General features: G+C 52.4%; 10 protein-coding genes. 5 read left to right on the top strand and 5 right to left on the bottom strand.

The annotated features are described in order from the left end of the window. Positions 1-93: 93 nt before the first annotated feature. Positions 94-396 carry a hypothetical protein gene (locus SH302x_RS10880; protein WP_479368740.1) on the bottom strand — a complete coding sequence of 101 codons (303 nt, stop codon included), beginning with the start codon at positions 394-396 and terminating at the stop codon, positions 94-96. 766 nt (positions 397-1,162) lie between these two features. Between SH302x_RS10880 and SH302x_RS10875 the strand changes: the two genes are divergently transcribed. The 3 genes from SH302x_RS10875 to SH302x_RS10865 all read left to right on the top strand — a co-directional run bounded on the left by SH302x_RS10875 (position 1,163) and on the right by SH302x_RS10865 (position 9,249). Then, a complete protein-coding gene (locus SH302x_RS10875) occupies positions 1,163-2,110 on the top strand; it encodes a universal stress protein (RefSeq protein ID WP_479368739.1) in 948 nt (315 codons plus the stop codon). 217 nt (positions 2,111-2,327) lie between these two features. Then, positions 2,328-4,682 carry a hypothetical protein gene (locus SH302x_RS10870; RefSeq protein ID WP_479368738.1) on the top strand — a complete coding sequence of 785 codons (2,355 nt, stop codon included), beginning with the start codon at positions 2,328-2,330 and terminating at the stop codon, positions 4,680-4,682. Positions 4,683-4,992: 310 nt separating this feature from the next. Then, on the top strand, positions 4,993-9,249 hold the full coding sequence (locus SH302x_RS10865) for a PAS domain-containing protein (protein WP_479368737.1): 4,257 nt from the start codon (positions 4,993-4,995) through the stop codon (positions 9,247-9,249). Between the two features lie 149 nt (positions 9,250-9,398). On the opposite strand, the gene SH302x_RS10860 is transcribed toward SH302x_RS10865, so the two are convergent. The 4 genes from SH302x_RS10860 to SH302x_RS10845 all read right to left on the bottom strand — a co-directional run bounded on the left by SH302x_RS10860 (position 9,399) and on the right by SH302x_RS10845 (position 13,285). Next, complete coding sequence (locus SH302x_RS10860; protein ID WP_479368736.1) at positions 9,399-10,277, bottom strand: hypothetical protein; 879 nt, start codon at positions 10,275-10,277, stop codon at positions 9,399-9,401. 142 nt (positions 10,278-10,419) lie between these two features. Next, positions 10,420-10,827 (bottom strand): nucleotide pyrophosphohydrolase, encoded by a 408-nt coding sequence (locus SH302x_RS10855; protein WP_479368735.1) that lies wholly within the window; start codon positions 10,825-10,827, stop codon positions 10,420-10,422. 31 nt (positions 10,828-10,858) lie between these two features. Continuing rightward, positions 10,859-11,617 carry a triose-phosphate isomerase gene (tpiA, locus tag SH302x_RS10850; protein ID WP_479368734.1) on the bottom strand — a complete coding sequence of 253 codons (759 nt, stop codon included), beginning with the start codon at positions 11,615-11,617 and terminating at the stop codon, positions 10,859-10,861. A gap of 303 nt (positions 11,618-11,920) precedes the next feature. Beyond that, positions 11,921-13,285 (bottom strand): hypothetical protein, encoded by a 1,365-nt coding sequence (locus SH302x_RS10845; protein WP_479368733.1) that lies wholly within the window; start codon positions 13,283-13,285, stop codon positions 11,921-11,923. A gap of 383 nt (positions 13,286-13,668) precedes the next feature. Here SH302x_RS10845 and SH302x_RS10840 point away from each other — a divergent pair, with 383 nt between their 5' ends. Beyond that, complete coding sequence (locus SH302x_RS10840) at positions 13,669-14,052, top strand: group I truncated hemoglobin (RefSeq protein WP_479368732.1); 384 nt, start codon at positions 13,669-13,671, stop codon at positions 14,050-14,052. Between the two features lie 54 nt (positions 14,053-14,106). After that, positions 14,107-15,723 (top strand): aspartate:alanine exchanger family transporter, encoded by a 1,617-nt coding sequence (locus tag SH302x_RS10835; protein ID WP_479368731.1) that lies wholly within the window; start codon positions 14,107-14,109, stop codon positions 15,721-15,723. Positions 15,724-15,778: the final 55 nt, after the last annotated feature.

Here is a 15,778-nt window from a genome sequence, read left to right as displayed (position 1 = left end):
GGTGAGAGGGACGAACGAAGATTACCTATTGCGCGCAAGTACCTTGGTACTGCTGCAGTCAAAGTTTCAAATCAGTTCAAGTACTGAAGTGTATTAGTTCGCGAGAGGTGGGCCACGGCATAGATGCGATTGCAAAGCAAGCATCGCGGTGGACGGTTGTTCGGTCGATGAAGTATAGCCGCAGAAACCTACCGGCAATAAAGCTTGATCCGAACAAGTTGCAAAGGAGAGATGATCCGTCGGCGAAGACTCTTCACCCAATTGTTTCACTGATTCCAGAAGCACCAGTTCCGACTCGCTGACGAAGTCTCGAATCGCCACTCCACCGCGGACCACCAAACTGGAGGCGGCTGTAGAAAGAATAAGCAGAATCGAAAGTAGCAATCGCAGATGCATGCCAGAAGTGTAACATCCGCATTTTTCAAATCAACTAGCTTTACCAGGATTCCTCGCCGACAAGCGGGAACCGCGCTGGCGCGCGGCTAGCGATTATCAAGCGACCGAGCCGTCGTTCGGCGTATGCCCATGTTCGTTTGGCAAGTGGTTCAACGACGCGAGGTGAATGCAACGCTGCTTGACTAAGCGTCAAAACGATAGCGGAACGACGCATACGCCAGGAATTTTCGTTAGACAACTTGAACTGGCAAATCGCATGGCTTTGACAGAAACAGAACGAGGCACAAGCGTTTGCGTTTCGACGTGCGGACATCGAATTTCGCTTGCAGTCAATCCCGTTCAATTTTTGTTCGTAATACCGACTTTGGGCGGAAGCGCCTGTGAAGAAACTCAAAGGAATTCCGCCTAAAGGTTGTACGACAAACCACTGTCTCCCGATTGCAGTAGCTCTCGCCGATAACGCCGCTCGCACTGAACAGGTCGCCTATACAAAGCCGAATTATGGTCGCGACCATAACGCACACTCTATCTGCAAATCGTGCCAAATCGCACTCATCCGTTAAGTTATGGAACGAAAGTTTGCGAAGTAAGGAATGCATTACTTAAGGTCCGCACACCAAAATGACTCGTAAAAACCGAGCAATCATCCTCGCTTTGCAGGAACAGAAGTCGTCAACGACCAAGTTGGCACTTGGGTTGCTCTTTCCAACTGCAGTCGGCCGCGTTGTCGACTCACTGGCGGTAGTCCTTCGATCTGGGAGAATAGATGATGCAACGTTTACTAATTGCCACCGACGGTTCGAAATCAGCGGAAGACGCAGCGTGGCTGGTGTCCCGAATGCCGCATGGGAGCAAGCTTCATATCAGCATTGCGACGGTAGTAAATCCACCTGATTATGCGTATCCAGCTTATGAGTCGGAGTGCTGGACGGTTGACCTTACGTTGCAGCAACAAGAGTTGGCCAAGAAGTCTGCAGCGCGGATTGCAGCGATGTTTGAAGGCGCACATGTCAGCACCGAACATTTAATGCTTCAAGGCCCCATCGGTTCGACGCTGGTGAAGGTCGCTGAGGACGAGAGTGTGGATTTGATTGTCATCGGTGCGAGCGGCCATTCTGCAATCGCTCGCATGGTGCTGGGCAGCGTCAGTGACTATGTTGCGACGCATGCTCATTGCAGTGTACTGGTGGTTCGATCGACGGGTTTGAAGGAGCAAGAGCGACCATTGCGCGTCGCGATTGCTTATAATGCTTCCGCTCCGGCCCACGCGGCTTTAGAGGAGTTCTGCGAAACCAACTGGGGGGCTGGTGCCGAAGTGAATTTGGTTTCTATTTCGCCCAGCTATGTCAGCTTCTTTGGCGAATTGCCAGCCGACACGGAATTAGATCAACGCGTTGCGAACGCTTTACAAGCGGCAGCGGCAAAGATTCGAATTCCGAAAGCGAAGATTGAAACGCATTCGTTAAGCAGTCCTAGCGTCGGAGAAGGCCTAGTGCAATTTGCCGAAGCGAGCCAAGCGGACCTCATCGTGATGGGAGAAACCCCGAAAGGCTTTTTAGGGCGGTTGCTGATGGGCAGCGTTTCGCGATATGTCTTGCGGCATGCTCCGTGCGGAATCTGGATTGCGCGAAATCGCGTCTCGCGACCTTCGTCCGCAGCACAGCCAACGGCCGCGCAAGAGCCGGTTTCCGCGGGCGATATTGCAACTGCCTAACGATCAGCGTTTGTGGCAGCCAACGATTGCGGCTATGATTCTGTGGTAGTGAAAGGCAACTGCGCTGAGAAAATGTACCAACGGACATCCTTGTCAGTTGAAGAATCGACGGACTTGGAAGTCCGTTGGACGGTAATTCAATTTCAAGCGGTTGCCTAAATGCGCTCTGTTCCACCGAGTGCATTCTTTGGTACTGCAACATGAATGGCCGTAATCCTTGATCGCTCAACACGTCATTGACCAACTAGAACGCGTGCTTGCTAGCACCGACGTGGGACTAGAGTGCACTCAACAAGCGACGGCACCGAAGAATTCTTATTCGTTTTGGCAAACGCTGGAGTTGCTTGCGCAACCTGGCTCGCGCCATGATCAGCGCTGGATGGAGATTGCCGACCGAGCTCGCGCAGCCAAGCAGGAAGTTGATCGCCTGCGTTCGCTATCGCAGCACCCATCGTCCCCAATCGTGGCCGTTTGCGGGTTGTTAAATTCTGGCAAAAGCAGTCTAGTCGCTGGCTTTCTGTCACCGCAGGGTCGGTCCCGCGTGCTCCTGGGTGGCAGTGATGAAGCGGGCACGCATCGATTTGTAATTTGGCTGCCCGAGAGCTGGCGCTCCAACACGGAAATTTGGGAAGGCATCTTGCAGCAGGTTCTCAACGTTTTCGGTCGGCCGGGAGAAATGCTGAGCGATTCCCCCGAGATCGCTCATTCGCAATACAATGGCCGTCCGGTACCAGGTGTACCAAAGGCGACAGCGCTGATCGATGACCACGTGTCGTCGGAAGATCTGTTTCATGTGCCCTTGATTGCCACCGATCCTTTGCTGGATGAGTTAGGGATTGGTCTGATGGATTGCCCGGACATTCAGCGTGGCATCTTCGGTAATATCACATCGGCCGATTCACTAGTTGAGGAGCAACATGCACCGAGCCCCTTGAACTCGCAGCGCCTGCCTCGGAAGCATCGCTCCTTGGAAACGATTGCGGACCAACGCGGCAAGATATTGATGGAAGCGTTGAGATTGGCTTCTGGGCTGATCGTCGTGGCTCAATCGAACATGATTGGTGATCAAGTTCTACAACAGTTGATACAGTCGACGCATCGCTCGATGGACCGTATTAAAAACTTCGTCGCAATCAATCGAGTCCCCAAGCGATACAGTGCTGAAGAAATTCGATTGGAAGTTGAAAGGCATTTTCCGTCGAACCAGTTGACTGGGGCCTATCTTGCGTATGACTTTCGAGGTCCCGATCCTACGCATCGCTTGCCAAGCTTGCCTCGCGCCTGGCAACAGCGGTCAACACCTCAAGCGATAGGCATGCAAAGCTTAGCCCCCCCCACGGATCAAAAGTTCGAAGCCGCTGCGACAAACTTGGCAGGTAGTTTTTTAACGACTGAGCCATTGCCGATTTTCGTGTCGATTGATGCAGACAGCAGTTTTCAAAAAAGCGAGGTAATCGATAACAAAGATTACTTGTTGAATTTAAGCAGTCGTTTGGACCCGAGTCAGATGGTGGATAACTTGAAGTCTTCCGCCGTGATCGCTGCGACGCAGCGTTTGAAGGCCTGCTGCACAGACATCGAAAGCGAATTGCACCAAACATACGCTCAGACGCGGCGCTTGTACGGCGTTTTTGCGCAAGCGATCTTGCAATTCAGTTCGCACACAACCAAGGACAAAGCGACGATCCGATTGCAGTTATCACAAGACATCATTCAGCAGATGAAAGAGTCGTTGGAGCGGACTGCGCCTTGGTGGGCAAAGCCTTCGCAAGTGATTGGACGGTGGTCCAGCAGTGCTTCGGCGTCGGCCAAAGAGCTAACCAGTCGCATTCCCGGCTTGCCGTCGCTGAGCCGCGTGATGAGCGAACCGGTGGAATGGATTCGCGCGAAGATTCGCAAGGGCGACGATAGCTCGATCATGACAGCTCCGCGACTGGCCAAAGCTTTGCGTGATGCGGACCGTCACGGCGACCTGCCGATTTTGATCGGTCCAATCGAGGAAGATGAACTGAGTAAAGTGGCTGAACAGATTATTCAGCGGTTCCAAGCGGAATCACACGCAAGACTGGACGATCACGCGTTGGATCAAGCGACAGCGATGATCTGGAAACAGATGTCTTGGAAGAAGAAGCTCTATACCGGCGTGGCTCCGGCAACATTGATATTTGCTCCGATCTTAGCTGTCATCACGATTCCATTAGACTTTGGCACGTCGCATGTGCTTGTCTTTGCCACAGCCAAAGAGCTGATGTTAGCCGGTGTGGCAAGCGCTGGCATCTTCTTGCTGCAAGACGGTCAGTTTCCGAATCTTGCCGAGGGGCAAGCCGCTTGGAAGCAGACCAGCGATCTATTTGCAATTACTTGCGACCAGTTCGCGCGGCCAAGACCTACTGCGGCCGATATGCCGAAGTTGGAGTTTAGCGGAGAGGTTCGGCCATTGTTGCCATCCACCACCACCGTCTCGGGTGCAACGCACCATCTGCTGCGCCCTCATCTGACGTTGAACACTCAGTTTTCACAGCGCATGAACTCAACGCTTGAACGGTTGCACGAGCAGATGACGCAATCATAGCGATGTAAGCGCATCGATCTGCCAAGCCACAGGAATCCGAATCAAGTAGCGGACGTGTGGAAAGTCGCAGGCAGTTTTCCAACTTTCAATAAGTGCGAAACAGCTTCTCCGTTTAACGACAAAGTCAGCCAGAAATAGGGATTTCTTAGGTTTCATTTCAATACTAGGTATGTTATGCGCAATCATCCAGCGCCCAGACGCAGCAACACATTGCAACTTTCGTATCTTCTGCTGCTGGTTAGAATAAATGAATACCAACCTTCCCTGTTCGCTTCCTCGCGCCAAACCTCTTTCGTCTGAATCACACTTTATGTCGGATGACTTTCGAAGCAGTGGAGATTTCGAAACAGATCCCGCTGGACTGCTCGCTCGAATCCAACAACTGGAAGCAGAAGTCCAGTCTCTGCAGATCGCAGGTCAAGAAAATAGAATTCGCCAACAACAGACGGCTGCCCTTGCAGAAATTGCACAAGCCGCACTGGTATTCAACAATCTAGGCGAACTGTTCGACTTAGTCGTTCGCAAAGTGTCTGAGACATTGCAGAACGAGATGACCAAGATCCTTAAGCTTACCGCTGATGGCAATGAACTGTTATTAGTGGCGGGCGTCGGCTGGCAAGAAGGGCTTGTGGGGAATGCGAAAGTCAACGCACATGAGAACTCGCAAGCCGGTTTTACGCTCAAGTCTCGTGGTTCGGTCATTGTGGAAAACCTCGCGAAAGAAACACGCTTCAAGGGACCGGAAGTGTTGCATATGCACCGCGTTGTCAGCGGTGTTAGTGTCATTATTGGTCCATCGGAGAGGCCGTGGGGTGTCTTGGGAACACACTCGCAGGAGTACGTCAAGTTTTCAAAACAAGATAGCCAGTTCATAGAAACGGTAGCTGGTTTACTGTGGCAAGCGATTGAACGCAAGCACGACGAAGAACGCTTTCGCGCGCTGGTCGAAGCCTCTTCTCAATTGGTCTGGACTCGCAATCCTCTGGGCGCTGCAGTCGAAGATTCTCCATCCTGGCGGGCTTTTACCGGTCAAACTTTTGAGGAGTACTGTGGGTTTGGTTGGATGAACGCCATTCATGCAGACGACCGTTCGATCATTCAAGCGGTATGGCATCAAGCGATTGATAAGCGCAAGTCGATTAGCACCGAGTATCGACTCTGGCATGTATCAGGACAGTGGCGGTGGACATCCGTTCGCATTGTGCCATTGACTGGGCAGTATGGAGTGCTGCGGGGCTGGGTCGGTATGAATCAAGATATCTCCGAACAAAAGCGGATCGAGCGGCAGTTGCGCATCAGCGAGGAACGCCTCACGCAGATCGCTGACAATACGAATGACGTATTCTGGATGACTCAGATTTCGCCTGAAAAGGTGGAGTACGTTAGCCCGGCGTTTGAGAAAGTTTGGGGATTCTCCGCTCAAGAGCTATACAAGAACCCACGTCTGTGGACCTCCGCGATTCATCCTGATGATCGCCCACACGTTCATGCAGCTTTCGAACGCTGGATCACTAATCCGACGACGCAGAGCTATGAAGTCGAATACCGGATCGTTCGCGCGTCGGGTGAAGTGATCTGGATCGCTGATAAAGGAACGCTGATCAGCTTAGATGAAGATGCACCGCTGCGTGTGGCTGGGATCGCTCGCGACGTCAGTTCAATTAAATCTGCTATGGCGCATATCCAGCAGTCAGAACATGAGCTCCGAGCTTTCTTGGATAGTACTCCAACGGCGATGGGAGTCGTAGAATTGCCCGCCGACGATTCCGATATTCTGCACATGATCGACAATCTTGCTGCCGAAAAGTTCTTTGGCCTAGGCCACCTTCAAACGGTAGGTAAATGGGCAGGGCGTGATCTTGGTGTACCTGAGGATTCGATTGCATTGTGGTGCCGCCATTATCGCAATGCTCAACGCAGCAAACATACATCGAGCTTTATTCATCCCTATTCGAAACCTGGGCAAGCGGATCATGAATCGACAACATCGTGGCTGAATGTCACCGTATCATACCTTGGACCTGGTGGCGGTGATCGCGATCGCTTTTGCTATGCTGCGGTAGATGATACGCAGCGTATCGCGGCGGAAGAATCCATCAAACGCTCGCACACCACTTTCTTGAATCTTGTACAGAACGCGCCCTTTGGCGTCTATCTGATCGATGCGGATTTCTGCTTGCAACGATTGAGTAAAGGTGCTGAACGGCTTTTCGCTGGTGTTACGCCACTGCTGGGCCGCGACCTTTCCGAGATCCTGCGTGAGGTCTGGGCTGAACCATTCGCATCCGAAGCGATCAACCGCTTCTATCACACGCTGCGTACGGGTGAACCTTATGAGTCCACAGAGTCAACGCAGCAGCGAGCCAACACCGAAGATGTGGAATCCTACCACTGGCAACTGGAACGAATCCTCATGCCTGACGATCGCTTTGGTGTGGTGTGTTACTTTTATGAGACCACGCAGCTTAAGCGAGCTGAAACTGCGCTGCGGCAAAACGAGCAGCGGCAAACGCTGCTGCTGGACCTCTTGCAAGCGAGTCGCCAAGTGCAAGACGAGCAGACGATGTTAGCCAACGCAGCGCAAGCCATCGGTCAACACTTGGGAGCCAACCGCGTTGGCTTTATGGAAATCCATGACGAGAAGACCATTGAGTTTGGTCAAGGCTGGACCGACGGCAAACTGCCTTTACTACGAGGTTCCATGCCAATCAGCGCGATTGGCAGCAAGTACGCTTCGATTATCCGTTGCGGAATGACCATCAGCATCGCCGACGCGACGTTGCATCCGTTTGTCGAAGATTCGAAATTCGCAGACATCGATACGAAGGCATTGATCGGTGCACCAATCGTGCGCGATGGGCGTTGGCAAGCGGCGTTCTTTGTGAACCATGCTTCCGCTCGCCAGTGGGCCGATGAGGAAGTGCGCTTTGTCCGAAAAGCTGCTGATCAAATTTGGGATGCCGTGGAACGTTCACGCTTTGTCCGCGCACTGGGCAAAAGCGAAAGCCAGCTTCGCTTAGCCGTCGAACTAGTCAACTTAGGCGTTCTGATCTGCGACTATGCTACCGACTCCGTGACACTCGACGAAGCAGCCGCCAAACTGTACGACTTGCCAGCGAACCAACCGCTAAAGCGCGCGGAAGTCTACCAACGCTTTCATCCAGCCGATCTCCCAATGCTGCGTGCAGAGATTGCTCGTGTTACCAACCCCGACAGCGACGGCTCATTGGCCCTCGAACATCGCGTGGTTCATTCCAACGGTTCCGTACGTTGGTTGCAAGTCCGCAAGCAAGTTTACTTTTGCCCCGACAGCAACGGTGTGCTGTGCCCCGACCATTCCATCTTGGCGGCGATCGACATCACGGATCGCAAGCTTCACGAAGCAACGCTAGAGGAAGCGCGAATCCAAGCCGAAGCGGCCAATCGGGCACGCGGCGAGTTCCTGGCCAACATGAGTCACGAAATCCGTACTCCAATGACCGCTATCTTGGGCTACTCGGAATTGTTACAAGAAAGTTATTCCGATGCAGAGCGCCGCGAGTACATCGAAACCATCTCTCGCAACGGTCGCTATCTGCTCGATATCATCAACGACATCTTAGACCTGTCGAAGATCGACGCTGGCAAAATGGAAATCGAGATCGAACGTGTCTCGTTGCAACATCTGATCGATGATTCGATTTCATTGCTCAAGGTACGCGCTGAAGAGAAGAATGTCGAACTCCAAACCATCTATGAGGGCCCTTTGCCGGAACTGATAGAGATCGACGCCAAACGTTTGCGACAAATCCTGCTCAATCTCATTGGTAACGCGATCAAGTTTACCGATCAAGGCCGCGTCCAATTGCTGGTACGCTACGCTTCAACTCGAGATGTGCTGGAATTTGCAATCACCGATACTGGCATAGGAATCGAACCTGCAGATATTGATAAGCTGTTCCAACCATTCACCCAATTGGACGCATCAAACACGAGGTCCTTCGGAGGCACTGGACTGGGACTGGCTATCAGCCGACGATTGGCCCGCATGTTGGGCGGCGATATCCAAGTCAGCAGCCAACCGGGAGTCGGCAGTACATTCACGCTGTCGGTTAAACCTCACATTGCGATCGATCCACTGCAGGCGGTTGAACAAGATGCAGACCTGCCCGACATGCTTGATTGGCGCAATCAACGACTAGGTGGAAAGTATTTAATAGTTGATGACCGTCGCGACATCCGCTTTTTGGCTCAGCGTTTCATAGAGCAAGTCGGCGGGCAAGTCGAGACCGCAGAGAATGGAAAAGACGGCGTGCTGATGGTGACCAGTGCCGTCCAGCGCCAGCAACCGTACAGCGCAATCTTGATGGACATGCAGATGCCTACCATGAACGGCTACGACGCCACTAAGGAACTGCGTCGCAACGGCGTTACCACCCCCATCATTGCATTGACAGCGAACGCGATGGACGGGGATGCCGATAATTGCTTGGCCGCTGGCTGCACGGCTTTTTTATCCAAGCCGATTGATCGCGACGCACTGTTGAAAACGCTGCATCAGTTGCGTAACAGTTTCCGCAACGATTGATCTGCAGCAAGCGCATGCGAGATTGATGGAGTTTAGCTTTACCAGTTCGCCCATCATTCGCTTGTCGCGCATGCAGTCGCCGCCGGTACCCCTTGGCAACGTTAGCTTATGCAGACTTCGGGCATATTCAAAGCGAGGAACGTCAAGCGTTACTTGTTCTCAAGCGCACGATCCAAGGCCAGCATGCCGATGGACCACTGTGGCTTGGTCTGCAAGAAAGTTTCCCACCAGTGCATCAGAAGCTCACTTAAGTTCTTGCGTTCGGGTTGGCGTGGAGCAAATTGGTCGAGCGCCAGTTGCAAGGTTGCCATATCGCACCGCGTCAACTCGACCACTTCGCTGGCCGCCAATACCGCTGGCAACAGTGCTAATGCGGTGACGTTGCGACTGCGTCGGTCGACAACATCCGTGGCAAGTTGCTTGGCGAATTGAACTTGAGCGACCAGCCAAGCCAAACGAATGACCTCAGGAAGCTCGGGGATAGGGTTCACAAAAACCGCTTCGATAATTGCCGCATTTTGATCCACGGCGACAAAGCCATCGCCATTGACGATCGGGTGGACCGCTAGCACTTGGACTTCACCGCTTGTTACGTTCACACCGGTGAGTCGTTTCAAATGAGCCATCAGCCCAGAACCGTAGCCATCCCACTGCTGCATCAGCGGGCCAGTGCGATACTGCAGTTGCCCTTCCGCTTGCGGCAGCAAAGTCCGAAACTCCAACTCGATGCTGCGAAACGCCGCACAAGTAGCTTTCAATTCGCTGTCAGAAAAAGGAGTTACCAGCGGTTTGAGCCAATGCCGAATGACGGTGTCGCAATCGGCATGTGCATCCGCCAGTGCAATCAGATTGCTCCAAGCAGTCCATGGATCCGATAGATCCAACGCATGGCAAACATTGTGTAGCGACCGCGCAGACTCCACCATCTGAGCGGTGCACAGTTCCAGGGCGGTACTATTTTGCAGTACGATTTGACGAGCGGCGTTGAATGCAGACGCTCTCAAACTAGGTTTCCAGTTCAATCTCATAAGAGGCTACCTTAACGGACTGAGCGAACTGGACAAGCTGTGATTGCGACAAATTCTGTGCCTCAGTTGGCACCGTCGCTCCAAAGCCAATCGGCAAACGATGGAGATATATCTTCGTTCACTTCATTATTGATGGCTAAAATCAGCCGCCATCCATACTGGGGAAACGCGATTCGTCCGCGGAGCTATCTAGCTGGGTATTCGATAGATTGGGAATCGGATATTTGAACGCGTTCTGCTGCATCTTCGACTGCAAAGCCGCAGATAGATCAATCCCTGTGACATTCGCCATGGCCAGAACATAAGCGAGCACATCGGCCAGCTCTTGAGCGATGGGATGATCCTTTCCAACCGCACGCACTGCTTCCAATGATTGTTCGGCCGTCAGCCACTGAAAATGCTCGGCCAGTTCCGCTGCTTCAATGCAAATCGAACTTGCGAGGTTCTTTGGCGTATGGAAAACTTCCCATTGCCGATCAGCCACAAAAGCAGCGACTAGATTCTTCAGTGCTTCCACACTGGTTGTTTGGTCGTTCGACTGTTCGTTCATGGCAGATGCATCCCAATTGTAGTAGACTGAATTAACTGACTGCGGCATGGCAGATGGCAACGAAGCTGTCCGCCTTCAGCGCCGCCCCACCGACCAGTGCGCCATTGATATTTGGCTGGCCTAGAAGCTCTACGGCGTTGTCCGCTTTCACGCTGCCACCGTACTGAATAATGACGTTATCGGCAATCGCTTTGCCGAATTTGCTAGCCAGCCAGTTTCGAATAAACGCATGCACCTCTTCGGCTTGAGCAGGCGAGGCAGTTTTGCCGGTGCCAATGGCCCATACCGGTTCATAAGCGATCACTGTTTTAGCCATCTGTTCTGCTGTCAGATTCGCCAAAGAACCGGTGCATTGGCATTCCACGACGGCCTCGGTCTTGCCAGCTTCGCGTTCTTCCAAAGTTTCGCCGACACAGACGATCGGGGTTAGATTATTTTCGAAAGCAGCAAAGACCTTCTCGTTGATGAAGGCATCTGTCTCTTTGAAAATCGCGCGTCGTTCGCTGTGACCAAGGATCACGTATTGGCAACCAATATCGACCAACATGGGGCCGCTGATCTCACCGGTAAACGCACCGTCCGCTTTAGGATACAGGTTCTGCCCACCCAAACCGATTTGACTGCCTCGCACTGCAGCGGCGACCGCATGTAGATAAACCGCTGGAGGACAAACCGCGACTCCAACGGACTCGCTGACTTTTAATTGGTCCAGAATTCCGTGGACCAAGGCTAACGCTCCATCCTTGGACAAATTCATCTTCCAGTTTCCGGCAATCAAATATCGCTTCACGGCAGCTCTTACTTTCTATCGATGGAGGCGAATAGCAGAAATGTTCTGGCCGTTGTTGGTCGGCGTTATCGTTGAACAAGTCGTCTAAACGTCAGCAGCTGAATTACGAGTTTCGTATGACAGCAGCAATCGGTTTGCGAAACAATTCCGCGAGCGGATTGGTAGAACGATTTAGCGTTGAACGGCAAATTCGCCTGGAGTGGTTCAGTAAACAGTCTAGACCGCAAAACATAGCAGATTGATTCGCTTCGACAATCCTAATCGGACGCCGTAGCTGCCAAGAGGGCCAAACGTCCCCCTTTTTTACTTCAACAACTGCTCTAACAAGATTGAGTCGGTCGGCGAAATCTCGCGGGGCTCAATTCGCTGTTTGGTGGCAAGGTTCGTAGGCACCGGATCGGTCGCGAGCAGCGCTGCTCGCATTTGCCCATCGTCAGTCTGCTGCAACTGATACAAACTCAGCGACTCTGGGCCATCGCGCAGCACTACATAGTACTGCTCGCGAGCATTCTCCTGCGCACTGGTTTTGTTCGCAGACGATTCGGTCCGAAAGCACGTGGCCATCCCGTTCAAACTTCCCTGTCGCATCAAACTCAGCAAGTAGGGCGCGGGCTCGTCGGCCGCCGTCGCCCATTGCATGAGCAGCAGTCGATTGGCAAGCATGATCAGTTGGTCGTGGTCTTGCTGCCGTACAACTCGCATCTGGTTGGAACTGGCGGGCAATGCAAATCCGGCCGTCAGCCCAAGCACGGATAACATGCCGCAACTCAGGAGGCTCATGTAGGCGATGGGCTTGCCACCCTGAAACCAGACGACGATCGCAGACAAGCAACTCATGACAATGACTGCCGCGTGAAACAACCAGCCCGTGATCGAGAAACGACGATCAAATTCATAAATCTTGGTGTCGGCCGCAATGGTGCTTGCAAGCTCCCAAAGGTGATTCTTAATGGCGACGATCTCGATTGTATCTTGGCCGCGCAGCGATCGAAAATCGTTTTCGTACTTCGGCTTACTGGAGACCAATTCTCCATCCACTTCCGTCTGCCAGTGATCCGGCGTATAGACCAACAATTGCAACGGTGTTGCAAGGTTGCCCGCTTCCGCCAGCTTGACATATCGAAAGCGATACCGACTTGCTGTCCGACTGAGAACAGGGATCCGAAGTGTCAGCTCCAACCGGTGTTTGCCTGGTGCTATCAAGGTTTCAAAGCGGCATCGGTGAACTTCTTCGGACTGTTCCCAAAGCAACCCGTACTCTGCTTCTAACTCGCTGGCGTTCATAGCGAACGCTTCAAAGCTGATGCTCTTGCTGTCCAGTTGCAGTCGTGAAAGTGTCGCTTGGACGGGTTTCAAAATCTCCAGTGGCAAGCTTTTGCTGGCCGAAACGTTTTCCACATCCAGCATCAACTGGACTTCTATTTGCGATTCGAGGCCAGAGTCTGCTTTATCGGCGGATATCAAAGGGCGAAAATCGATTCGAAGCGATTCTTTGCGCACCATCTCCGTCCCAAGACCAATCAATTGGCTAAGGAATGCGTCTTCCGCAACAGCCTTGAACGCTGTTCCAGCCCCAATCAAGCTCTGGGCAATCGCGAGGACGAACACCAATCCCCAGCGTGCTTGAGGGGACAAGGGACCAGCATAGGGAAATAGAGAGTTGGACATAAAGGACAAGTTTGGCGGGGATGACGGGCGGAACGTGGTGTAAGCGTACTATAACTTATTGCAGTCTAGCCTGCGAATCCTAAGCTGCAGTGGAACAAGCCAATTGGGGGCGTAGTTCTGGCCCCCAGCTAGAAATGAAGAAAAAATTTTAAGCTGCGCATAAGCTTGAGACGTTATCGCTTAATGGCACACAGTGGGTCGCTAGACTATCGCTAGGACGCTTAAGCGGCAGTCAAGCTGATGGCAGTTTAGGGATCGACGAATTGACGGCCAGCACGAATCGGTAAAATGCAGGCTTGAAGATTGCAATTTGTCCGCATTCTTTATTATCTTGCATCTCCATCAAAGTGCATCACGATGCATTTCGCAGAAAGGTCAGACTGATGAATCAACCGACAAGTTCTCTTTACGAACGCATGGGCGGCGAAGAAAAGGTCCAGGAAATGTTGCAGGCGTTTTATCAACGCGTACTAAGCGACGCTCAACTGGCACCTTTTTTTGAAAAGTCGGATATTTCTAAACTGATCAAGATGCAGCACGAGTTCTTCGCGATCGCGATGGGTGGACCGGTGGAATATCCAAGTCGCAAGCTGATCGCCGCTCATCATGGCCGCGGCATCCGTCGCCAAGACTTCACCCTGTTTTGCCAACATCTGCTCGAGACACTGCACGAACATGGTATGGACCCCAAGGACGCGGACGAGGTCCTGATACGGCTGGGTACTTATGCAGGAAACGTAACCGGAGACTTTGGCGTCGGAGGTTAGCGGCCTGGCGATGTCGAACATTATGGAGAGTTTGCTTATTCAATGATCGAATCCATGAAGGAACAACCACTGTGGTTGCTGTTCTTGGTCGTAGCAGTAGGTTGCTGCTTGGAACGAATTCCGATCATTCGACGCACTTTAGGTATCTCCACGGTTCTCTTCGTAGGACTAATTGCTGGAGCAATCGATCCTAGCCTGCGCATACCTACTGACTTGTACGAGTTCGGCTTGGTACTCTTTGTGTACACAGTCGGTTTGAGCTGCGGGCCAACATTCTTTCGCACTTTGAAGAATGGTATCCCCAGCCTCATTGTCACATCCGCGATGATCGTGCTGATCGCCATCGCGATTGTTTTGACGGCCAAGCTCATGCCGTTGTCGGCTTCCACAGCGGCTGGTCTGTTTGCTGGTTGCCTCACAAACACGCCCGCCCTAGCCGCTTTGACGGAAATGATTTCGCACCGTGGAGGTGACGAACTGGCGATCGCAGAACCGATCGTAGGTTATTCGATCGCTTATCCCATGAGCATCATCGCAGTGATTGTCTCAATTCGACTGGTGACTAAGTTGTTGAAGACTGATTTCGCCAGCGAAGCGAAAAGTTTGATCGCCTTAGGGGCCGCAGGCGAAGAGATCAAGAATCTAACGGTGCGAGTGGAACGCACAGACCTTGGACAACTGCCAATCGGCGTGTTGTTTGCGGGGAACGGTTGGCGATCATTGCTGGGACGCCGGTTGCGTGGTGAGGAAGAATCATTGGTGCACCGCAATACGTGCCTTAATCAAGGAGACTTAGTCAGCGTCATCGGGACAGAGGAAGATGTAGCTCCGGTCGTCGAGTTTTTGGGACGGGTTGAACCCGACATCGTACTGGGCGAAGATCGCGGACATTATGACAACCGGAGAATCTTCTTATCGAAGAATGAACACTTCGGGCGTCGGATCAAAGATCTTGATCTGATTCAAAAATTCGAAGCGATCGTGACTCGCGTACGTCGTGGTGATCACGATTACCTTGCCACTGCGGAATTTATCTTGGAACCAGGCGATCGATTGCGTGTAGTGGCACCTAAAGCGAACATGAAATCGTTGTCCGCTTATCTGGGCGATTCTTATAAGGCATTGAGTGAGATTGATTTCTTTTCGCTAAGCCTAGGTTTGCTGATTGGATTTGTGTTGGGACAGATTCCGATGCCAGCTCCCGAGGGTTTTGAATTGAAGCTGGGTATTGCAGGTGGGCCATTGATCGTAGCGTTGGTCTTGGGCTGGGCGGGACGCAGCGGTCCGTTGGTATGGACATTGCCATATAGTGCCAACCTTACCCTTCGACAAATCGGCATGGTGATGTTTTTGGCTGGCGTTGGAACGCGAGCTGGTAACGCATTTGTGACAACACTGCTATCAGGAGGTTGGGCCTTGATGCTGATCTCTTGGCTCATTGTATTTGTCTCGATAACGGCTGTCCTTCTGATTGGTCACCGTTTGCTGCGCATCCCGATGAGCGTGATGCTAGGGGTCGTCGCGGGAATCCAAACGCAGCCAGCCCTGCTTTCGTTTGGAACACAACAGGCGGGTAATGATTCCCCCAATGTGGGTTACGCTTCGGTCTATCCGCTGGCGATGGTCTTAAAAATATTGTTGGCGCAAGCGATTCTGTTAGCGCTTGCGTAACTGCTGCCGGCCGGTGTGGTTTTCCGAAAACTGTGCGGTCTGGGCATCTTTTATG

The organism is Njordella calcicola, assembly GCF_056494125.1.
The sequence above is the reverse complement of the archived record's forward strand: the minus strand, read 5'-3'. Positions and strand labels throughout refer to the sequence as shown.

Coding starts and splice junctions, on each gene's coding strand:
- SH302x_RS10880 (WP_479368740.1), bottom strand. CDS start 396: ATGCATCTGCGATTGCTACTTTCGATTCTGCTTATTCTTTCTACAGCC.
- SH302x_RS10875 (WP_479368739.1), top strand. CDS start 1,163: ATGATGCAACGTTTACTAATTGCCACCGACGGTTCGAAATCAGCGGAA.
- SH302x_RS10865 (WP_479368737.1), top strand. CDS start 4,993: ATGTCGGATGACTTTCGAAGCAGTGGAGATTTCGAAACAGATCCCGCT.
- SH302x_RS10860 (WP_479368736.1), bottom strand. CDS start 10,277: ATGAGATTGAACTGGAAACCTAGTTTGAGAGCGTCTGCATTCAACGCC.
- SH302x_RS10855 (WP_479368735.1), bottom strand. CDS start 10,827: ATGAACGAACAGTCGAACGACCAAACAACCAGTGTGGAAGCACTGAAG.
- SH302x_RS10845 (WP_479368733.1), bottom strand. CDS start 13,285: ATGTCCAACTCTCTATTTCCCTATGCTGGTCCCTTGTCCCCTCAAGCA.
- SH302x_RS10840 (WP_479368732.1), top strand. CDS start 13,669: ATGAATCAACCGACAAGTTCTCTTTACGAACGCATGGGCGGCGAAGAA.
- SH302x_RS10835 (WP_479368731.1), top strand. CDS start 14,107: ATGAAGGAACAACCACTGTGGTTGCTGTTCTTGGTCGTAGCAGTAGGT.